We start from the raw sequence: 19952 nt of genomic DNA on the forward strand, positions 1-19952 counted from the left end.
TAACGGCTGGCAGCGGAACGTCTGCGCTGTCAAAGGCCGGGAGGCTGGGGTTCGCATGAACCCAAAGGCCCGCCTGAACGATATTTTTTTGACTGAAACTGCACTCTGGACAGCTTCACCTGAAGGGATAATAGCCACATGCAACTTTTGATAACCGGATGGCTGACCGCCTTCGACCTGCCCTACGCGCCCCTGATTGCGCTCTTCGCCATCATCGCCCTGATTGCCATCATCTCATTGATTGTGCATGGCTTACTGCACCGCGCGGTGCTGCCATTCCTGCGTCGGTTTGCCGACCGATCCTCACACCTGTGGCCAAAATCCATCATTGATAAAAAGCTGTTCAGCCGTTTCGCGCTGCTGATGCAGGGCGTGCTGCTGCAAATCCAGCTTGAGGTGTTCCTGAAGGGCGACGAGCCGATTTACTCCGTGCTGATGATCGCCAGTCAGGTCTGGCTGATGATCTTCACCCTGCTGATCCTTTACTCGCTGCTGGACGTCCTGCTGGAGCTCTCCGATAACAGCAGCTTTGCCGGCCAGCTGCCGTTACGCGGCATTTTTCAGAGCATCAAACTGATCGCCACCCTGTTGATTGGGCTGATGGTGATCTCGCTACTGATTGGCAAATCCCCGCTGGTGCTGTTGACCGGTCTGGGTGCGATGACCGCCGTACTGATGCTGGTGTTTAAGGATCCGATCCTCGGCCTGGTCGCCGGCATTCAGCTTTCGGCCAACAATATGCTGAAAATGGGTGACTGGCTGGATATGCCAAAATACGGCGCGGATGGCGACGTGATTGATATCGGGCTGACCACGGTGAAAGTACGCAACTGGGACAAAACCATCACCACCATCCCGACCTACGCGCTGATTTCCGACTCGTTTAAGAACTGGCGCGGCATGTCCGAATCCGGTGGCCGCCGCATCAAGCGCAGCCTGAATATTGATGCCACCAGCATTCATTTTCTGTCAGATGAAGAGATCGCCCGGATGAATCGCGCGCAGCTGCTGACGCCGTATCTCGACGGCAAGGTCGCTGAAGTCGCTAACCACAATGCCAGCCTGGGCTGCGATCTCACCACGCCACTGAATGGCCGGCATATGACCAATATTGGCACCTTCCGCGCCTGGCTCGAAGCCTGGTTGAAGTCTCATCCCCAGATCCACAAAGATATGACGCTGATGGTTCGCCAGCTGGCGCCGGGTTCTGAAGGCCTGCCGATTGAGATTTATGTCTTCACCAACACCACGGTCTGGCTGGAGTACGAAAAGATCCAGTCAGATATCTTTGACCACATCTTTGCGCTGCTGCCTGAATTCGGCCTGCGCGTGCACCAGACGCCGACCGGCAATGATATGCGCAATATGCGCTTTTCCCCCGCGGAATAAGGGCTGAACCGGCGGACGGGATGCTGAAAAGCCCGTCCGCCAACGCCCGCTGTGTATTTCGCCATGCCATTCATACCCGCTAACAGGCATTTCATTCCGCTCTGACGGCAGTTCATGCCCTATTCTCCCCGCGCGCGAAGTCCCGGCTTATCATCTGCTCATTCTCTTAAACTTTCCCCCGGGAGCTTTCCATGAGCACACAGCCCGTCAGCACAAGCGTTAACCGTACCCGCTGGTTAACCCTGTTCGGCACCATCATTACCCAGTTCGCGCTGGGCTCCGTTTATACCTGGAGCCTGTTTAATGGTCAGTTGTCGCATAAGCTGGATGCCCCGGTTAGCCAGGTGGCGTTCTCCTTTGGCTTGCTGAGCCTGGGGCTGGCGATTGCTTCTTCCCTGGCCGGCAAGCTGCAGGAGCGTTTTGGCGTGCGCAACGTCACCATCGGTGCGGGCGTGTTGATGGCGATTGGTTTTTATCTGACGGCGCACTCCAGCAACCTATTTATGCTGTATCTGAGCGCGGGCGTGCTGGTGGGACTGGCGGATGGCGCCGGCTATCTGATGACCCTGTCGAACTGTGTGAAGTGGTTCCCGGAACGCAAAGGGCTGATTTCCGCCTGTGCCATTGGGGCTTACGGGCTGGGCAGCCTCGGTTTTAAATTTATCTGCGGCTACCTGCTCAGCGTCTACAGCCTGGAAAATACCTTCCTGATTTGGGGTCTGCTGGCGATGGCGCTGATTGTCACCGGCGCACTGTTTATGAAGGAAGCGCCGAAACAATCTGCCGCAGCGCAGGGCAGTCACAGTAAAGCCCGCGATTTCTCTCTGGCCGAAGCGGTGCGTTTGCCGCAGTACTGGATGCTGGCATTGATGTTTCTGACCGCCTGTATGAGCGGCCTGTATGTGATTGGCGTGGCAAAAGATATTGGCGAAGGCCTGGTGCATCTGTCGACGCAAACGGCGGCCAATGCGGTGACCATTATCGCCATTGCTAACCTGAGTGGACGACTGATCCTCGGCGTGATGTCCGACAAGATGGCCCGTATCCGGGTGATTACCCTGGCGCAGGTGGTCTCGCTGGCGGGCATGAGCATCCTGCTGTTTACCCAGATGAATGAAACCACCTTCTTTATCTCTATCGCCTGCGTGGCCTTCAGCTTTGGCGGCACCATTACCGTTTACCCCTCGCTGGTCAGCGACTTCTTCGGCCTGAACAATCTGACCAAAAACTACGGGCTGATTTATCTGGGCTTTGGTATCGGTAGCGTATTGGGGTCGTTGATTGCTTCGCTGTTTGGCGGCTTCACCATCACCTTCAGCCTGATTATGGCCCTGCTGGTGATTTCGCTGATTATGTCTGCCACCATTCGCTTACCGCACCGTGCGGAAGAAGAGAAAAAGGCGCTGCAGCACGCGTAAAAAAATGGGGAGATAATTCGCCCCATTCATACACTGTAGATATATCCCTTCCCGGATTATTTCGCCTGAAACAGCGGCTCGGCAATTCCCGCCACCGCCACTCTTACCGCAAACACATCGCCTGACTGAGGATAGCGCGCCAGCTCTTCTGCCGTGCGGTCTTCGCGTGAACTGGTGATATACAGCGTCTTCAGATCCTCCCCGCCGAATGCCACCATGGTCGGCCAGCGAACCGGCAACGGGATCTCATCCACAATGCGTCCATCAGCGGGATCGAGACGGATCACCCGGGAACCATCAAACATTGCCGCCCAGTAGAAGCCTTCACTGTCGACGGCGGCACCATCAGGCAAACCGCCCTCTTCCTGCACAAAGCGTTGCAGCACTTCGCGTGGACCGATTTCGCCCTGTTCATCCATCGGATAACGCCAGAGCACGCCGTTTGGCGTATCGGTTTGATACATCCAGCGACTGTCTGGTGAGAAAGCCAGCCCGTTGGAGATTTTGATATCTTCAGCCTGCACCGTCAGCGTCAGGTGTTCGTCCAGACGGCACAGCTTGCCGCCGTTGCGATCCTGCGGTTCCCACAGGCTGCCACACCAGAAACGACCGTGGCGATCGACGCGGCCATCATTAAAACGGCTGCGTTCCGCATCACCCGGATTTGGCGCGATGCGCTGAGTAATCTGCCCGTGATCATCCAGCATGCAGACGCCGCTGCGTAATGCGGCAACAAATCCACCCTGAGCATTCAGGCCAAAGCAGCCAATGTCCTCAGCTACCGGGAAAACCTGATGCTTACCACTCTGTGGATCGAACCGGTGCAAAGCAGGCGCCAGAATATCGACAAAATAGAGGACCTGTTCCCTGACAGACCAGACCGGACACTCACCCAGTTCCGCCTGCGCCGACAGCACGTTTTCTACCTGATAACTCATAGTTTCTCCTTAGTCAGTCTGCCCTAAGTCTACTGCATATTTGATGTCGGTGGCGGCCTGAGGTGAAATTGATTCGTATTAAGGTTTATTCGCCGCTGGCGATAAATTAAGAGCATTCCGGATGGAAACGGCTTATTTTAGGTCTTATCTTATTTATGAATATTATGCCGCAATTATTAAACACAAATTTGAAATATCTGGAAATACCTGATTAAATAACTCTACACAACCGGCATTATTCCTCCACTTTTCTCAAGTAAAGTTGTAGTCATTGAAAAAGTGAAGGAGCATTCACAATGAAAAAACTCATTAAAGTTGTCTCGGTTCTGGGCGTAATGCTGATGTTGAACGGTTGTATCGTGCATGATGGATATCGTGGCGGACATCACGGCGGCGGTTATCATAACGGGTATCATGGCGGCTATCACCACGGAAATGGCCCGCATCGGGGCTGGTAAGCAGAAATTCTAAGAGGGTGAGGAAACTCATCCTCAAGCGGGCAAAGCCTGCACACGGCAATATAATAAGATCGTTGAAAAAAATATTGGGCGGGAATTTTCCCCGCCCTTTTTTCGTTTTAGCTTTTAATGCTGTAATTACACTGATACCAGGCGTTCATTAATCCAGGCACCCGACTTTCCTGCGGTTTAATCGGTTCCACTTTATCAAACCCGCGTTCTGTACAGTAGCGTTCCACATCCTCTTGCATCGCCATCTTATTGACGGTGGACGGATTAAAACGATACTGCACAGTATTTACCGCAGGATCTTCATCAACTTTTTCAAATGCCCCTGGCTTGCTGGAAGTACAACCGGCTAATACAAATACAGCCAGCGCAACGGCGCCAGTCACTAACTTCTTCATTTTAGCTCCTTCGTTCGGTGCGGCATGATAACAGCCGACTTTCTTGACGCCATCGGAAAATCCCGCATTTGCAGTTTCTTTACCGTGCAAATGCATTGTTTTACCAATTGAATCGATTCAGGAAGCCGTCTGGCGCTATCTGGAAAGGGATGCGATTATCCGTACAGACATATTTTAATGTCTGCCAACACCATGAATGACTTACAATAACAATGTGTTATGCCCGCGGCGAGCGGGCTTTTTTTTGCGCTTAATTCGCGTTACCGTCGAGAATAATACGTAAAACGTCTGCAGAATTATTAACCGGAAGTGCCAGAACCGACTGATAAAGGTCAATGGTCATATCGCAGAGTTTACCTTTATCAGAACCCGCTTCGGCCGGGGAGTTAAGCGTTTGCAGATCGCTGCCCCACTTGCCGTATAGCGAACGCACGATGGTTTGCAGAGCGGCACGGCCCTTCGCCACATCGACCTGCTGCTGTGCGCCGTGGCTGTGCAGCAGGAAATCATCAATGCTGGCCATCTCTTTGTCGATCAGCGCCTTGGGTAATATTTCTGCGGTGTTAACGCCACCTTCCACCTGAGGGAAAAGGTATTTGAAACAGAGTGCACTGTCCTTCTGCCTGATGACTTTCATTTCTTCCAGCGCTACGGCCATATAATCATGCAGTTGCCGATCGCCGGCATAGCTGATGCGCTGATTCAGCAGGTCTGACAGCATCGGACGTAACCGTTCCAGCGCCTGTTGCTCGCTGTTGCCTTCACGTAAGGCGCGAATAAATTCCTGATCCAACGTCTGGTAAAGTGCCGGCTGCTGATCTTTGATGGTGCGGTAGACCGGCAGCGTCGCCAGACGTTGCTCTGCCGCAGCCAGACGGGCTTCCTGCTGCTGTTGCGGTGCCACAAAACCAAAGTAATAAAGGTTACCGGCAAACAGCAGCACAAAGGCCAGTAAAACCGCTTTGGCTTTACTGAGGGAACCCCGCTTTGACAACCACGCGAGAAATAAAACGACCAGCAGGCCGCTAATTAAGGAGATGAGTGTAGCCTGGGACATGACAGTAAATACCTGTAGAGGCGGGCCGCGATGCGCGGCCCAATAGGCGGAGTTAATCTAGCCGAACATCCCCCAGCACCGGGCAGCTGGCGCGCTCGATCACGGCAGCACTGACAGAGCCCTTCAGCAGACGGTTAAAAGAGGAAAGATGACGGCGGCCCATAATGATCATCGCAGCAGAGAGTTCGTTGGCCTGCGCGACGATGGTTTCCGCAGACTCACCGGCCACCACACGCCCGGTGGAGGCGATGCCGGCGCGCTGCAGTTCCGCCAGTGCCTGACGCACCGCGGCTTCAGCGGTGTTTTGCTCATCCAGCGCGCAACCGAAATCATTCGGGTCTTCCCCGGCCTCGATAAGGTAGGTGCCGGTGGTGCTGGCATAGCTGGCATCGATACAGCACAGCACCACAACGTTGGCCTGCAAAGCCTGCGCCTGTTCAGTGGCCAGTGCCACCACCTTGCGGGCTATAGCGGAATTATCAACAGCGACTAAAAGCGTTTTCATTTCCCTCTCCTGTCAGTCACGTAAGGCCGCTTTGCCTATCTCATCCACCAGCGCCTCTTTGCATTTAAGGATCTCTGTACGGTAGAGCGCCTCATGCTTCTGAAAACGGGTAGACGGAACCAGCAAGCTGATGGAAAAACGGCCCAGAATTGTATCGATCGCCACCGCCATCGTGGAGATCCCTTCCAGCGTCTCGCCCCGATCGTAAGAAAGACCCGTGCGGCGGATCTCCTTAAGGCGTTCAATCAGTTCAGGAAACGCCTTAACGGTCAGATCGGTAATGGCTTCATAGGCATCGCCGACGACGGCGCGAGCCTGTTCATCGCTGTCCAGCGCCAGCAGCGCTTTGCCACCGGAGGTGCTGTACAACGGCAGATTCAGGCCGATGCGCGGAACCACGCGCAGCTCACGATCGGCCACCACATAATGCACGATCGCCAACTGCAATCCGCTGGCACGCGCCAGAGAAACCGTTTCACCGGTGGCATCGCACAGCGCCTGCAGCCAGGGTTGAGCAATCGCCACCACGTCGGTATGCAGCGTGGCAATGAGCCGAAGCAATGCCGGCCCAAGCCGGACGCCGCCTGCGCCGGAACTGCGCACCAGCTGCACCGAATCCAGCGCCGCGACGATGCGTTGCACGGTCGAACGGGGTAAATCCACCGCCTGGGCGATTTCGCCCAGGCTCATGCCGTCGGGACGGTTGCCCAACGCATCCAATATTTTCGCCGCACGAGAGATCACCTGGATCCCCCCAGTGCGCTCATCCTCACGCTGTGTAATAGGGTCAGACATACGCGTTGCTCCTTGCTTGATGACGATACTTTAGCACTTATTTACCGTTCCAGGCAGGCTGTATCGCATTGCAATACACCCATTCACACTGTAAACTCTGCGGCAAATGTACCACAATGCAATACAGTGCATCGTAATTTATTTCCTTCCTGACGGAGCCCCTGCTATGACTGCTCAACCAGCAGCGCCGCCTGCTCCCCACCCGTTTACTCTGCGTCTGGCGTTGGGACTGGTGGGTGTACTGATCGCTGCGTTGACCTCAGGATTAAACGACCGCGTCACCGACCTGGCGCTGGCCGATGTGCGGGCAGCCATTGGCTTCAGCTATGACCAGGCCAGCTGGATCACCTCGGTGTATCAGGCGGCAGAAGTCGCCGCGATGATGATCGCTCCCTGGTTTGCGGTGACGTTTTCCCTGCGGCGCTTTACCCTGACCGTCGCAACCGGCTTTGCGCTGGTGGGTTTATTGCAGCCTTTCGCACCCACGCCTTCTTTATTTATCGCGTTACGCGTGATCCAGGGGATTTTTGGTGGCGCGCTGCCGCCGATGCTGATGACCGTGGCACTGCGTTTTCTGCCGCCGCCGATCAAGCTTTATGGACTGGCTGCCTATGCCTTAACCGCCACCTTCGGCCCCAACATTGCCGCGTCGCTGGCGGCGTTCTGGACCGATTCGGTCGGCTGGCAGTTCGTCTTCTGGCAGGTGATCCCGCTGATCCTGATCGCCAACCTGTTAATTGGCTGGGGAATTCCGCAGGATCCCACCCGCTTTGAGCGTTTTAAACAGATCGATTTGTTCGGCATGTTGACCGGCACCAGCGGTATTGCGCTGTTAATCCTGTCGCTGAGCCAGGGCGAACGCCTTGACTGGTTTGCCTCACCGCTGATTAGCGGGATGATGCTCAGCGCCTTTGCCTTGCTGATCGTCTTCTTTATCAACGAGTGGTATCACCCGCTGCCGCTGTTTAAGTTGCAGATGCTGGAGCGCCGGAATCTGACCCATGGCTTGCTGGTGCTGGCGGGCGTGCTGATGGTGTCGCTGTCCGGCTCTGCTCTGCCGTCGGGGTACTTCGGTCAGGTCAGTGGATTCCGTACGGTGCAGTTTGCGCCGCTGGCCCTGACCATCGCTTTGCCACAGCTGATCATTGCGCCCTTTATGGCGGCGTTACTCAACCGGCGCTGGATAGACTGCCGCTGGATGCTGGCCTGCGGCGCGGCATTAATGATCATCTCCTGCCTGATGGGCATGCAGCTGACTGACGACTGGGCGCGACAGAACTTCTGGCTGATCCAACTGCTGAAAGCCTTTGCCCAGCCGATGCTGATCCTGCCGGTATTGATGAGCGCCACCAGCGTGGTTCTGCCACCGGAAGGGCCTTTTGCCTCGGCCATGTTTAACACCGTGCGCGGTTTTTCCAGCGTGGCGGCCAGCTGTCTGGTGGAGAATTTCCTGACCCACCGCGAGAAGTTTCACTCGCATACGCTGGTCGATAACCTGGGCAATCGTCCGTGGCTGATGACCGCGGACACCTCTGCCAGTGCCAGCAGCCTGACGCCGTTATTGCCGGATGGCAGCGCCAGCTCAACAGAAAATCTGAGCCACTTCGCCACGCTGCTCAAGCATCAGGCGGTGATCCTTAGCATCAGCGATGCCTATCTGCTGATCATTGGTTTTGCCCTGCTGATGGTGCTGTTGACCGTCTGGCTACCCAAGCGTGTTTATCCGCCGCAAACCCTTTTACAACAAGCCGCAAAAGCAACGAGATAATAATATGAGCTTCACACCTGCCAAAAGAACCTTAATGTTAGTGCTGCTGCTAGCGATCCTGCTGGGCATCGTGTTTTTTGTCTGGTCAGCAATGAATCGCCACCAGTCACGCACCGATGACGCCGTGGTGACCGCGGACTACACGCTGGTTGCGCCAAAAGTGTCGGGGTATATCCGCACCGTTAACGTCAGCGATAACCAGGCGGTTAAGGCCGGTGCCCTGCTGGCGACCATCGATGACCGCGATTATCGCGTCGCGCTGGAAACCGCAGAAGCCAACCTGCAGGTCAGCCAGGCCAAGCTCACCAGCGTTCAGGCGCAGCTCGATCAGCAGCAGGCGACCATTGCGCAGAATGATGCGGCGGTCAGCTCCAGCGAAGCAACGCTGAACTATGCCGGACAGAATGCCGAGCGTTATCGCCGCCTGCTAAAAAGCGGCACCACCACCGCCGACGAGCAGCAGAAAACCAATGCCTCAATGCGTGAAGCCTCGGCCCAGCTGCGTCAGAGTCAGGCCGCCGCCCTCGCCTCACGCAAGCAGGTGGGTATTTTGCAGGCCAGTATCAAACAGGCTGAAGCCGATATCGCCGCGTCAACCGCCAGTGTCGATCAGGCGCGCCTGAACCTGTCGTACACCACCATTACGGCGCCGATTGATGGCTCAGTAGGACAACGCTCGGTCCGTCAGGGCGCGTGGGTGGCCGCCGGAACCCGCCTGCTGGCGGTGGTTCCCTTGCACCAGACCTACGTTGTGGCGAATTTCCTCGAAACTCAGCTGACCGACGTCAAGCCAGGCCAGCCGGTTTCCGTTGAGGTTGATGCGCTGCCGGGCGTGACGTTACGCGGGCATGTCGACAGTATTGCTCCGGCCACCGGTTCCACCTTCGCGGCGATCACGGCTGATAATGCCACGGGTAACTACACCAAGGTGGTGCAACGCCTGCCGGTGAAGATTGTGTTTGAACCGGGCCAGGCCGATGTGGCGCGTTTGCGGGTTGGGATGTCGGTGATCCCGTCCATCGAGACGCCGTGATACCAGTGATTCATAGCACAATCGGCTTTATTTTGCGGAACAGAGCGGGTAAATTAGCGAACGATCCTGCCATAAGCTTCTTATGGCTACCTGATACGGTAGGGCGTAACTGTCTGCCGTATCGTATCTGTTCGCGTTACGCAGGCCCGGGATCGCCCCAGACGTAGGCGCTCAGAGGAGTTTTGCGGTGAAATATGCTTTGATGGGGATCTCTTTTATCCTGCTACTTTGGGTTGGCACCTTCTATCTGATGGTTTAACCCTGCCAGGGCTGATTAAGCGGGTCAGGCCACACGGCCTGACCCCAGTCCTTACGCTTCTTCTTCGTTCAGCTTCGTTGCGCCCGGCAAAATGCCGTCCGCGCGGAACATCGATTTAATGCCTCTCACCGCCTGACGAATACGGTCGCTGTTTTCAATCAGCGCAAAGCGCACGTGGGTATCACCGTAATCACCAAAGCCAATGCCCGGCGAGACGCAAACCTTGGCTTCCTGCAGCATATGCTTGGCGAACTCCAGCGAGCCCATCTGTGCGTAATGATCGGGGATTTTCGCCCAGACGTACATCGAGGCTTTCGGGATTTCGACCATCCAGCCCGCTTCATGCAGCCCCTTCACCAGCACATCACGACGACGTTTATACTGCTCGGCAATGTCCTTCACGCATTGCTGATCGCCTTCCAGCGCTGCAATGGCGGCGACCTGAAGCGGAGTAAAGGTGCCGTAATCGTGATAGCTTTTGATTCGCGCCAGTGCCGCCACCAGCTCTTTGTTGCCAACCATAAAGCCAATACGCCAGCCGGCCATGTTGTAGCTTTTCGACAGGGTGAAGAACTCAACGGCGACATCCCGCGCGCCCGGCACTTCCATAATCGACGGGGCTTTCCAGCCGTCATAGACGATGTCGGCATAGGCCAAATCGGGGATCACCAGAATGTTGTATTGCTTCGCCAGCGCAATCACGCGCTCGAAGAAATCTAACTCAACGCACTGCGCGGTTGGGTTAGACGGGAAGCCGAGGATCATCATTTTCGGCTTTGGATAGCTTTCACGGATCGCCCGCTCCAGCTCGGTAAAGAAGTCGACGCCCGCCACCAGCGGCACGGAACGCACCTGCGCGCCGGCAATCACCGCACCGTAAATATGAATCGGATAGCTTGGGTTCGGCACCAGCACGGTATCACCGTGATCCAGCGTGGCCAGCATCAGATGCGCCAGGCCCTCTTTTGAGCCGATGGTGACAATCGCTTCAGACTCGGGATCGATATCCACCTGATAGCGGTCTTTATACCAGTGTGAAATGGCCCGACGCAGGCGCGGAATACCGCGCGAGGTAGAGTAGCCGTGAGTATCGTCACGCTGAGCGACAGCACAGAGTTTTTCCACGATATGCGGCGGCGTAGGGCCATCGGGGTTGCCCATACTAAAATCGATGATGTCTTCGCCACGACGGCGTGCGGCCATTTTCAGTTCGGCCGTGATGTTAAACACGTAAGGGGGAAGACGTTCAATGCGGGAAAAACGGCGTGGTGAGCTGTTGTCAGCCATAGATACCTCTGATTTACGTTAGCGCCCGGACCATCCGAGCGACGCTGACCAGAAACTGGTCGAACAACGAACATAACGTAGAGTCCGCTGCCCTGTCGAGAGGCGAGATAAAATATTTTCAGGCGTCGCTTTTCAGCTTTCCAAACACCCAATCGTTCACCCATTGCCCGCGTAACAGATAATTATCCCGTAGGGTGCCTTCAAGGATAAAACCATTTTTCTCCAGCACCCGCCGCGAGGCCCAGTTGCCTTCCACCACCTGCGCCTTAAGTTTATGAAACTCACAGTGTTCGAAAAGATAGCCCGCCAGCGCGCCTAATGCCTCGCTGCCATAGCCACGGCCAAAGTGCTCGTTGAGGAAGGAATAGCCCACTTCGGCCTGGCGATACGGTGCCCACTCGGCGTTGGCGCCAATCAGCCCAAGGATCTCACCGCTGCTTTTCAAGCGGACGGTCAGGCACAGCATATGAAAACTGGTGACCTGCCACGGGGCCAGACGATCGTGAAAACGCTGGCGGATATCGGCCAGCTGCGGCACGGCGCTGATAAATTCCATGCTGGTTTTATCGGTATGTACCCGATGGAAAAGTTGCCAGTCTTCCGGCTTTAACCCTTTCAGCTCCAGCCGTTCGGTAAACAGATGCATAGTGCCCTCACAAAAGGGGAAGTCTCGCACAAACTTAGCCGCTTTTAAGCGCTGTAATTCACATCAACCCTACATAACCATAACGAGAGTGTTACAGGAGAATCGCCATGTCTTCCCTCAACATTGATAACATCCCGCAGGCCGTTGCGGATATTAAACGTCAGCTGCGCAAGGCACTGCCGAACTATGCAGACGTATTTGCTGAAGTTGATGCCAACATCCGCCAGCAAATTGCCGAACTGAATGCGCAACAGCAACGCGGTGAAAATCCCGTGCCGCAGCTGGATGCCGAGGATATACTTCAGCACCGCGTCACCCGCCAGCAAAAAGCGCAGATCCTGCAACGTGGCTGTTGCGTCATCCACGGGGTTTTGCCCCAGGAACAGGCCGAGGCCTGGAATCAGGAAGTCGGTAACTACCTTGACCGTAATAACTTTGTCGAGCGCCTTAAGCATGCGGCGGAAGACAACTATTTTGGCGATCTCAAACAGGGTAAACCGCAGATTTACGGCATCTACTGGTCGAAGCCGCAGGTTGAAGCCCGCCAGCACGCGCGGATGAACGCGGTACAGGTATTCCTGAATACGCTGTGGCAAACCGAAAGTCACGGCAAGCAGCATTTCGACCCTGCGCGCATCGTCAGCTATGCCGATCGCACGCGTCGACGGCCACCGAACTCGGGGTCACTTGGCCTGTCGCCGCACATTGATGGCGGCTCGCTTGAACGCTGGCTGGATGAGAATTTCCGCCACGTTTACCGTCACGTTTTCAGCGGCAACTGGCAGCAATATAACCCATTCGATGGAGAAATGCGTACCGAGGTGCGTGAATTTGCGTCACCGGCCGTATGCTCAATGTTCCGCACCTTTCAGGGCTGGACGGCGCTTTCGCCGCAGCGCAAACACGGCGGTACGCTGAACCTGCTGCCGGTAGCAAACGTGATGGCGTGGATCCTGTTGCGTGCCGTCCAGGATGATGTGCCGGAAGACGATCTCTGTGGCGCGGCGCCGGGCCGTGCACTCTCGATCAGTGAAAAATGGCATCCCCTTTTGCTGACTGGGATTTCCGCAATTCCCGATATGGAAGCCGGCGATACCGTATTCTGGCACTGCGATGTGATCCATTCGGTTGAGAATGAACATCAGGGCGATTTCGACAGCAACGTGATGTACATTTCTGCCGCGCCCTGGTGTGCGAAAAATGAAGCCTACCTGCAGCGTCAGTGGCCAGCCTTTATCGAGGGCCGCTCGCCGCCGGACTTTGCCGCCGATGATTTCGAAGTGGACTTTGTCGGCCGCGCAACGGAAGCCGAATTGACCGAACTGGGCAAATCCCAGATGAAATAGCCCATCCGAAATTGATCTGGACAGGCATCGGCGCAAATCACTGCGCCGATGCCTGGCACATCCCGCCCGCTTTCCTTATCATAGCCCTTTCCCCTCTTCCCTCCGCCGAGGCGCCCGTGCACTCGATGTTTGAAATGCTGTTAGCCGTGCTGGACCGCGCCGCGCTGATGCTGATCTGCCTGTTCTTCATGACCCGCACGCGCCATTTCCGGCAGCTGCTGCAAAAAGACGAGCATTCACGCCAGGAACTGATCGCCGTTACCGCCATCTTTTCGCTATTTGCCCTGTTTGGTACCTGGAGCGGCATCAACGTTGATGGCTCGCTGGTTAACGTCCGCACCATCGCGATTATGTCCGGCGGCATTCTGTTTGGGCCCTGGGTTGGGATTGTTACCGGCGTGATTGCCGGCCTGCACCGTTTCCTGATCGATGTTCATGGCGTGACCTCGGTGCCCTGCCTGATCACCAGCATCATCGCCGGCGTGGTTTCCGGCTATATCAACCTGAAAGTGGTGAAAGAGAAGCGCTGGAGCGTGGGTATTCTCGGCGGCATGCTGTGTGAATCCCTGACCATGATCCTGATTGTCGTCTGGTCACAGCCCACTACCTTAGGCATTGAAATCGTCTCGGAAATCGCGGTGCCGATGATCCTCGGTGCGGTAAGCATCGGGTTGATTGTGCTGTTAATCCAGAGCGTTGAGGGCGAAAAAGAGGCCATTGCCGCCAGACAGGCCAAGCTGGCACTGGAGATTGCCAACAAAACCCTGCCGCTGTTCCGGCATGTCAACAGCCAGTCGCTGCGCCAGGTGTGTGACATTATCCGTAATGATATCAATGCCGATGCGGTCGCCATCACCAACAAAAACCAGATCCTCGCCTATGTCGGCGTTGGCGAAGCGAATTACCACAACGGGGATGACGCGATCAGCCCGACCACCGCCCGTTCGATCGCCAACGGCGAGATCATCATCAAGAATAACGACGAGGCGCACCGCACGCCGGAAATTCACTCGATGATTGTGATCCCGCTGTGGGAAAAAGGGGAAGTCACCGGCACGCTGAAAATTTACTATCGCCATGCGCACCGCATCACCTGGTCGCTGAAAGAGATGGCGGTAGGCCTGTCGCAAATTATCTCCACCCAGCTGGAAGTGTCCCGCGCCGAGCAGCTACGTGAAATGGCGAACAAAGCCGAACTGCGCGCGCTGCAAAGCAAAATCAACCCGCATTTCCTGTTCAATGCGCTGAATGCCATCTCCTCCTCAATCCGCATGAATCCGGATACCGCGCGGCAGCTGATCACCAATCTGGCGCGCTACCTGCGCTATAACCTTGAGCTGAACGATGATGAGATCATCGATATCAAGAAAGAGCTGTATCAGGTTAAGGATTATATCGCCATCGAACAGGCGCGTTTTGGCGACAAGCTGACGGTAATCTATGACATTGATGAAGACGTCAATTGCGCGCTGCCCAGCCTGCTGCTTCAGCCGTTGGTTGAGAACGCCATCGTGCATGGCATCCATCCCTGCCGTGGAAAAGGCGTGGTGACCATCAGCCTGAAAGACCAGGGCGACCGGATCCGCATCGCCGTGCGCGATACCGGCAATGGCATTAGCGAAGAAGTGATGGCGCGGGTGGAAAGTAATGAGATGCCCGGCAATAAAATCGGCCTGCTCAACGTTCATCACCGCGTAAAGCTGCTTTACGGCGAAGGTCTGCATATTCACCGGCGCAATCCGGGCACTGAAATCGCCTTTTATATCAGTAAAAACGGCACGGCTCTGCCGGCCAGTGAAAGCGTCTCTTTACGGGCGTAATGCCCTGCTAACTCCGGGAAAATGATGTGAAAGCGATAATTGTTGAAGATGAGTTTCTGGCCCAGCAGGAGCTGAGCTGGCTAATCAGACAACACAGCCAGCTGACCCTTGAGGCCACGTTTGACGATGGTCTGGACGTGCTGAAATATCTGCAAAGCCACCAGGTTGACGTGATTTTCCTCGACATCAACATCCCATCACTGGACGGCGTGCTGCTGGCGCAGAACATCAGCAAGTTCGCGCAAAAGCCGCTGATCGTCTTTATCACCGCCTATAAGGAACATGCGGTGGATGCCTTTGAGCTGGAAGCATTCGATTACATCCTCAAGCCCTATCATGAGATGCGCATTATCACCATGCTGCGCAAGGTCGAAAATACCCTGCAACAGGCCGCGCACCAGAGCAATCCGGAAGCCGTCCGCAGTTCGGTGCATACCATTAACCTGGTTAAGGATGAGCGGATTATCGTCACCGATATCAACGATATTTATTACGCTGAAGCCCATGAAAAAATGACCTTTGTCTACACCCGGCGGGAAGAGTATGTGATGTCGATGAATATCACCGAATTCTGTAGCAGGCTGCCGGAAGAGGCCTTTTTCCGCTGCCATCGATCGTATTGCATCAATCTCAGCAAGATCCGCGAAATCGAACCCTGGTTTAATAACACCTACATGCTGAAACTGCGGGATTTGGAATTTCAGGTGCCGGTCAGCCGCAGCAAAGTAAAAGAGTTTCGCCAGCTGATGCGGTTATAGAGGAAGGAAACAAGATCAGGGCCGGGAAACCGGCCCTGTTACCACAGTTACAGCACGCTGCCCAGCGTCTGACGCAGGTGCGCACCGGCACCCAGCAGGCCTGGCTGATCGTGAGTGATCAGGAATACCGGAATATTCTGCACGTAATCCTTAAAGCGGCCTTTGTCTTCAAACGCGGCACGGAAGCCGGACGATTTAAAGAATTCCAGGAAGCGAGGCACGATACCGCCGGCGATATACACACCGCCAAAGGTACCAAGGTTCAGCGCCAGGTTGCCACCAAAGCGGCCCATGATCACGCAGAACATCGCCAGTGCCCGGCGGCAATCGGTGCAGCTGTCATCCAGCGCACGTTGCGACACGTCTTTCGGCTTCAGGTTTTCCGGCACCCGGTCATCTGATTTAACAATCGCCCGATACAGATTCACCAGACCGGCACCAGACAGCACGCGCTCGGCAGAGACGTGGCCCAGTTCCGCACGCAGCACTTCGAGGATCAGGTCTTCTTCTTCACTGTTAGCAGCGAAATCGACGTGACCGCCCTCGCCCGGCAGGCTGACCCAGCGCTTATCAACGTGAACCAGGTGAGCAACGCCCAGACCGGTCCCTGCGCCGTAGACCGCAACCGGCTTGTCGTTGACCGCTTTGCCGCCACCGAACTGCATCACATCGTCTGCGGACAGCATCGGGATGGCCATAGAAACGGCGGTAAAGTCGTTGATGATCTCCAGGTGCTCAAAGCCGAGGTTGGCTTTCATTTTACTGGTGGAGAACGCCCAGTCATGGTTGGTCATCTCGACCCAGTCGTCAGTGATTGGACAGGCAATAGCGATACAGCCGTCGGTAATCTCCTGCTTCTGTTCGTCAAGATAGAAGCGGATCACAGCTTCAAGGCTGTCGTAGTCTGCTGTGGAGAAAGTTTTGGCTTGTGAAAGGGCACCGTTTTCTACTTCACACAGTGCCAGGCGGGCATTCGTGCCGCCAACATCACCTACCAAAGCATACTTAGTCATTATTGTTTTGCTCCGCTTACGTCATTTAAACACACTATAAATTTCCCCCACTCAAACAACAACGCCTCCCCGGTCAAAACAGGCACGCGAGGCACGTTAATCGACTACCTTACCTGCCCGCGACGTCCTTGCCCACGGGCATCAATCTGAATTCTGTAACATTATGCAGAATTTCGTTTATTTAGCGCTTCACAGACCGCCTGCAACAGCGGCGGCACGTCAAGTGGTGGCAGTACCACCTCCACCAGCGACAGGCGATCGCTTTGCGCGATAACCTTCATCACTTCAACCAGTTGCACCGTTTGCTCCACCCGCCAACTCTGCGCGGCGCAGTTCAGGCTCAGCGCCTGCGGCAGCTGCGTCCAGTTCCAGGCGGCAATATCATTGTAGCGTTGATGCTCGCCATGGATCGCCCGCTCGACAGTATATCCTGCATTATTCAGGATAAAGATGACGGGTTTCATACCATCCCGCAGCATCGACCCTAATTCCTGGATGGTCAGCTGAGCCGATCCATCGCCGCTAAGCAGCACCACCCGACGATCGGGGCAGGCAACCTGCGCGCCATAAGCGGCGGGTAACGTATAACCAATCGATCCCCACAACGGCTGACTGATAAAGGTCACGCCTTCAGGCAGCCTTAACGCCGCTGCGCCAAAAGCCGAGGTGCCCTGGTCGGCCAGCACAATATCACCAGGCTTAAGAAAATGCTGTATTGCCTGCCAGAAACTGTCCTGCGTGAGCGCGTCTGACGGTACATCGTTGAGCGGCGGAGGCGAAACCTCGGGTTCAGGCCATTGCGCGGCATAACGTTTAACCAGCGGCTGCAGCGCGGTTAATGCGGCGCTCATCGGCAACTGGGTAAAGGTCTTGTCTCCAATGCGGCTGGATGAAAGCCCGATAGCGAGTGTTTTGGCGCTGTCGATATTTTGCGTGAATCCGGCGGTGATGGTGTCGGTATAGAGCACGCCCACGGTAATCAGCACGTCGGCCTGCTCAATAATTTGCTGGGTGTGACCGGCACTGGCAGCACCGGCATAGGTTCCGGCAAAACCGGTATGCTGCTCGGGGAGCACGCCCTTACCCATCAATAAGGTGGCAAACGGCATCGGCGCATCGGTTAACAACTGTTTAAGCTTGCCCTGCTGCTGCGCCCGGTCGGCGAGGAAGTCCGCCAGCATGGCGACGTTTTTTGCCCCCGCCAGCAGTTGGTCTGCCGCATCAGCAAAGGCGGCGACGGTCGCCGCATCGCAGGGCCGTTCTGTCGCCAATGGCGTGGCGGCAGGGATGATTTTTGCCACCGCCACATCGGTTGCTAAGTAAAGGTAGACCGGACGCCGTTCATGTAAAGCGGCAATCAGCAGGCGGTCGATCTCCTCCACGGCGTTCTCTGGCGTTAATATTGCCTGGGCGACCGTCACCTCCTGCGACATGCGCATAAAGTGACGATAGTCACCGTCACCCAGCGTGTGATGCAGCAGCAGACCTTCGCGGGCGGCGGCCGTTGCAGGCGCACCGACAATATGAATAACCGGTAAGTATTCGGCATAGCTCCCTGCCACGCCGTTTAACGCACTCAGCTCACCGACGCCAAAGGTGGTCAGTAACGCCGCCGCGCCGTGGCAGCGCGCATAGCCATCGGCCGCGTAGGCGGCATTTAACTCATTGGCGCAGCCGACCCAACCAATCTCGCTGCTGGTAATAACATCATCGAGAAACTGCAAATTGTAGTCACCCGGCACGCCGAACAGATGCCCAATTCCGGCTTCCCGTAAGCGCGACAGCAGGTACTCCCCAACGGTAAGACTTTGCATAGCTCTTTCTCCACAGTTGTCCTCAGCAAAGTATTAGCGATATTTTTCAATGCGCAGCACAGCGGCAGGCTGTTGCAGTGGCAAGCTGTCGTTACGCCTCGGAATTATCCTCAAGTTGCGATCTACCGCGCGAACCGGTTCGGTGTAACCGTATACACTGCTATGCTTTCCCGGAAACCGACCTCTACTGAACAGGATTTATTCATGGTTTATCAGGCAGATGCAGAACGTTATCAGAAAATGACCTATCACCGCAGCGGACGGAGTGGCCTCAAGCTACCGGCAATTTCGTTAGGCTTATGGCATAACTTCGGCGACAGCACCCGCGTGGATAACAGCCGTCAGCTGCTGCGCCATGCATTTGATAACGGTATCACTCATTTCGATCTGGCTAACAACTACGGTCCACCACCGGGTTCAGCTGAAGAAAACTTTGGCCGCATCCTGCGGGAAGACTTTGCGCCGTACCGTGATGAGCTGATCATTTCGTCCAAAGCGGGTTACACCATGTGGGACGGCCCTTATGGTGACTGGGGTTCGCGCAAATATCTGATTGCCAGCCTGAACCAGAGCCTGAAGCGTATGGGACTCGATTACGTCGATATCTTCTATCACCACCGTCCGGATCCTGAAACGCCGCTGGAAGAGACGATGGGCGCACTGGACCACATTGTGCGTCAGGGCAAGGCGCTGTATATCGCGCTGTCCAACTATCCGGCTGAACTGGCGGCAGAAGCCATTGGCATCCTCAAGCAGCTCGGCACGCCATGTCTGATCCACCAGCCGAAATACTCGATGTTCGAGCGTGCGCCAGATAACGGTCTGCTGGACGTGTTGATAAAAGAAGGCGTCGGCAGCATTGCCTTCTCCCCATTGGCTGGCGGCGTGTTGACCGACCGCTACCTGAACGGTATCCCGGAAGATTCGCGCGCGGCCAGCGGCAGCCAGTTCCTCAGCGGCGACCAGTTGACCCCGGAGAAAATGGAGAAGGTGCGTCAGCTGAACGCGATGGCGCAGGAGCGTGGGCAGAAACTGTCTCAGATGGCGCTGGCCTGGGTGCTGCGGGAAAACCGCGTGACCTCGGTGCTGATTGGTGCCAGTAAAACCAGCCAGATTGATGATGCGGTTGGCATGCTGCAAAAGCGTGATTTCAGCCAGGCTGAACTGCAAAAAATCAGCAGCATTCTCGGCTAAACCCGTCCCGCCGCGCCCTGCGGCGGGATCTCTCCAGATAAATCTCA

19 protein-coding genes are annotated in these 19952 nt (G+C 55.8%); 10 read left to right on the forward strand and 9 right to left on the reverse strand.

Annotated elements, in window-relative coordinates; genetic code table 11:
- Positions 1-138 precede the first annotated feature (138 nt).
- Together E2F51_RS23665 and E2F51_RS23670 are read left to right on the forward strand one after the other, a co-directional pair.
- Complete coding sequence (locus E2F51_RS23665; RefSeq protein ID WP_013203252.1) at positions 139-1389, forward strand: mechanosensitive ion channel family protein; 1251 nt, start codon at positions 139-141, stop codon at positions 1387-1389.
- Positions 1390-1580: 191 nt separating this feature from the next.
- The gene (locus E2F51_RS23670) at positions 1581-2807 is read left to right on the forward strand and encodes an MFS transporter (RefSeq protein WP_134824780.1); all 1227 of its coding nucleotides are present in this window, start codon (positions 1581-1583) and stop codon (positions 2805-2807) included.
- Positions 2808-2863: 56 nt separating this feature from the next.
- Here E2F51_RS23670 and E2F51_RS23675 read toward each other — a convergent pair whose 3' ends face one another.
- Positions 2864-3745 carry an SMP-30/gluconolactonase/LRE family protein gene (locus E2F51_RS23675; protein ID WP_053144385.1) on the reverse strand — a complete coding sequence of 294 codons (882 nt, stop codon included), beginning with the start codon at positions 3743-3745 and terminating at the stop codon, positions 2864-2866.
- A 296-nt stretch (positions 3746-4041) separates the two neighbouring features.
- Between E2F51_RS23675 and E2F51_RS23930 the strand changes: the two genes are divergently transcribed.
- Positions 4042-4203, forward strand: a complete 162-nt coding sequence (locus tag E2F51_RS23930; protein ID WP_013203255.1) for a hypothetical protein — start codon at positions 4042-4044, stop codon at positions 4201-4203.
- A gap of 119 nt (positions 4204-4322) precedes the next feature.
- Here E2F51_RS23930 and E2F51_RS23680 read toward each other — a convergent pair whose 3' ends face one another.
- From E2F51_RS23680 to E2F51_RS23695, 4 genes are all read right to left on the reverse strand, one after another.
- Positions 4323-4610 carry a hypothetical protein gene (locus E2F51_RS23680; protein WP_013203256.1) on the reverse strand — a complete coding sequence of 96 codons (288 nt, stop codon included), beginning with the start codon at positions 4608-4610 and terminating at the stop codon, positions 4323-4325.
- 250 nt (positions 4611-4860) lie between these two features.
- Positions 4861-5667, reverse strand: a complete 807-nt coding sequence (locus E2F51_RS23685; protein WP_134824781.1) for a hypothetical protein — start codon at positions 5665-5667, stop codon at positions 4861-4863.
- A 52-nt stretch (positions 5668-5719) separates the two neighbouring features.
- Positions 5720-6172 carry a universal stress protein gene (locus E2F51_RS23690; protein WP_134824782.1) on the reverse strand — a complete coding sequence of 151 codons (453 nt, stop codon included), beginning with the start codon at positions 6170-6172 and terminating at the stop codon, positions 5720-5722.
- Positions 6173-6184: 12 nt separating this feature from the next.
- Complete coding sequence (locus tag E2F51_RS23695) at positions 6185-6967, reverse strand: IclR family transcriptional regulator (protein WP_134824783.1); 783 nt, start codon at positions 6965-6967, stop codon at positions 6185-6187.
- Positions 6968-7133: 166 nt separating this feature from the next.
- Here E2F51_RS23695 and E2F51_RS23700 point away from each other — a divergent pair, with 166 nt between their 5' ends.
- From E2F51_RS23700 to ypdK, 3 genes are all read left to right on the forward strand, one after another.
- Complete coding sequence (locus tag E2F51_RS23700) at positions 7134-8735, forward strand: MFS transporter (protein ID WP_134824784.1); 1602 nt, start codon at positions 7134-7136, stop codon at positions 8733-8735.
- A 4-nt stretch (positions 8736-8739) separates the two neighbouring features.
- Positions 8740-9768, forward strand: a complete 1029-nt coding sequence (locus tag E2F51_RS23705; protein WP_134824785.1) for an HlyD family secretion protein — start codon at positions 8740-8742, stop codon at positions 9766-9768.
- A gap of 187 nt (positions 9769-9955) precedes the next feature.
- Positions 9956-10027 carry a membrane protein YpdK gene (ypdK, locus tag E2F51_RS23710; protein WP_105760737.1) on the forward strand — a complete coding sequence of 24 codons (72 nt, stop codon included), beginning with the start codon at positions 9956-9958 and terminating at the stop codon, positions 10025-10027.
- 51 nt (positions 10028-10078) lie between these two features.
- On the opposite strand, the gene alaC is transcribed toward ypdK, so the two are convergent.
- Both alaC and E2F51_RS23720 read right to left on the reverse strand, forming a co-directional pair.
- A complete protein-coding gene (alaC, locus tag E2F51_RS23715) occupies positions 10079-11314 on the reverse strand; it encodes an alanine transaminase (RefSeq protein WP_134824786.1) in 1236 nt (411 codons plus the stop codon).
- Positions 11315-11432: 118 nt separating this feature from the next.
- On the reverse strand, positions 11433-11960 hold the full coding sequence (locus E2F51_RS23720; protein ID WP_013203263.1) for a GNAT family N-acetyltransferase: 528 nt from the start codon (positions 11958-11960) through the stop codon (positions 11433-11435).
- Between the two features lie 107 nt (positions 11961-12067).
- On the opposite strand from E2F51_RS23720, the gene E2F51_RS23725 reads away from it, so the two are divergent.
- The 3 genes from E2F51_RS23725 (at position 12068) to E2F51_RS23735 (ending at position 15884) form a co-directional block, all read left to right on the forward strand.
- Positions 12068-13306 (forward strand): DUF1479 domain-containing protein, encoded by a 1239-nt coding sequence (locus tag E2F51_RS23725; RefSeq protein ID WP_134824787.1) that lies wholly within the window; start codon positions 12068-12070, stop codon positions 13304-13306.
- A 125-nt stretch (positions 13307-13431) separates the two neighbouring features.
- Complete coding sequence (locus tag E2F51_RS23730; protein WP_081461042.1) at positions 13432-15126, forward strand: sensor histidine kinase; 1695 nt, start codon at positions 13432-13434, stop codon at positions 15124-15126.
- Positions 15127-15152: 26 nt separating this feature from the next.
- A complete protein-coding gene (locus E2F51_RS23735; protein WP_013203266.1) occupies positions 15153-15884 on the forward strand; it encodes a LytTR family DNA-binding domain-containing protein in 732 nt (243 codons plus the stop codon).
- Positions 15885-15931: 47 nt separating this feature from the next.
- Here the strand turns inward: E2F51_RS23735 and glk are convergent, their stop codons facing one another.
- Both glk and E2F51_RS23745 read right to left on the reverse strand, forming a co-directional pair.
- Positions 15932-16897: a glucokinase gene (gene glk / locus E2F51_RS23740; protein WP_013203267.1), complete on the reverse strand. Its 966-nt coding sequence runs from the start codon at positions 16895-16897 to the stop codon at positions 15932-15934.
- A gap of 161 nt (positions 16898-17058) precedes the next feature.
- Complete coding sequence (locus tag E2F51_RS23745; protein WP_134824788.1) at positions 17059-18711, reverse strand: alpha-keto acid decarboxylase family protein; 1653 nt, start codon at positions 18709-18711, stop codon at positions 17059-17061.
- Positions 18712-18915: 204 nt separating this feature from the next.
- Here E2F51_RS23745 and mgrA point away from each other — a divergent pair, with 204 nt between their 5' ends.
- A complete protein-coding gene (gene mgrA, locus E2F51_RS23750; RefSeq protein WP_013203269.1) occupies positions 18916-19905 on the forward strand; it encodes an L-glyceraldehyde 3-phosphate reductase in 990 nt (329 codons plus the stop codon).
- Positions 19906-19952: the final 47 nt, after the last annotated feature.

It is taken from the genome of Erwinia sp. QL-Z3 (genome assembly GCF_004551645.1).
Lineage (GTDB): Bacteria > Pseudomonadota > Gammaproteobacteria > Enterobacterales > Enterobacteriaceae > Erwinia > Erwinia billingiae.

Coding starts and splice junctions, on each gene's coding strand:
- E2F51_RS23730 (WP_081461042.1), top strand. CDS start 13,432: ATGTTTGAAATGCTGTTAGCCGTGCTGGACCGCGCCGCGCTGATGCTG.
- glk (WP_013203267.1), bottom strand. CDS start 16,897: ATGACTAAGTATGCTTTGGTAGGTGATGTTGGCGGCACGAATGCCCGC.
- E2F51_RS23670 (WP_134824780.1), top strand. CDS start 1,581: ATGAGCACACAGCCCGTCAGCACAAGCGTTAACCGTACCCGCTGGTTA.
- E2F51_RS23720 (WP_013203263.1), bottom strand. CDS start 11,960: ATGCATCTGTTTACCGAACGGCTGGAGCTGAAAGGGTTAAAGCCGGAA.
- E2F51_RS23745 (WP_134824788.1), bottom strand. CDS start 18,711: ATGCAAAGTCTTACCGTTGGGGAGTACCTGCTGTCGCGCTTACGGGAA.
- E2F51_RS23930 (WP_013203255.1), top strand. CDS start 4,042: ATGAAAAAACTCATTAAAGTTGTCTCGGTTCTGGGCGTAATGCTGATG.
- E2F51_RS23685 (WP_134824781.1), bottom strand. CDS start 5,667: ATGTCCCAGGCTACACTCATCTCCTTAATTAGCGGCCTGCTGGTCGTT.
- mgrA (WP_013203269.1), top strand. CDS start 18,916: ATGGTTTATCAGGCAGATGCAGAACGTTATCAGAAAATGACCTATCAC.
- E2F51_RS23725 (WP_134824787.1), top strand. CDS start 12,068: ATGTCTTCCCTCAACATTGATAACATCCCGCAGGCCGTTGCGGATATT.
- E2F51_RS23675 (WP_053144385.1), bottom strand. CDS start 3,745: ATGAGTTATCAGGTAGAAAACGTGCTGTCGGCGCAGGCGGAACTGGGT.
- E2F51_RS23695 (WP_134824783.1), bottom strand. CDS start 6,967: ATGTCTGACCCTATTACACAGCGTGAGGATGAGCGCACTGGGGGGATC.
- E2F51_RS23705 (WP_134824785.1), top strand. CDS start 8,740: ATGAGCTTCACACCTGCCAAAAGAACCTTAATGTTAGTGCTGCTGCTA.
- E2F51_RS23690 (WP_134824782.1), bottom strand. CDS start 6,172: ATGAAAACGCTTTTAGTCGCTGTTGATAATTCCGCTATAGCCCGCAAG.
- E2F51_RS23665 (WP_013203252.1), top strand. CDS start 139: ATGCAACTTTTGATAACCGGATGGCTGACCGCCTTCGACCTGCCCTAC.
- E2F51_RS23680 (WP_013203256.1), bottom strand. CDS start 4,610: ATGAAGAAGTTAGTGACTGGCGCCGTTGCGCTGGCTGTATTTGTATTA.
- E2F51_RS23700 (WP_134824784.1), top strand. CDS start 7,134: ATGACTGCTCAACCAGCAGCGCCGCCTGCTCCCCACCCGTTTACTCTG.
- alaC (WP_134824786.1), bottom strand. CDS start 11,314: ATGGCTGACAACAGCTCACCACGCCGTTTTTCCCGCATTGAACGTCTT.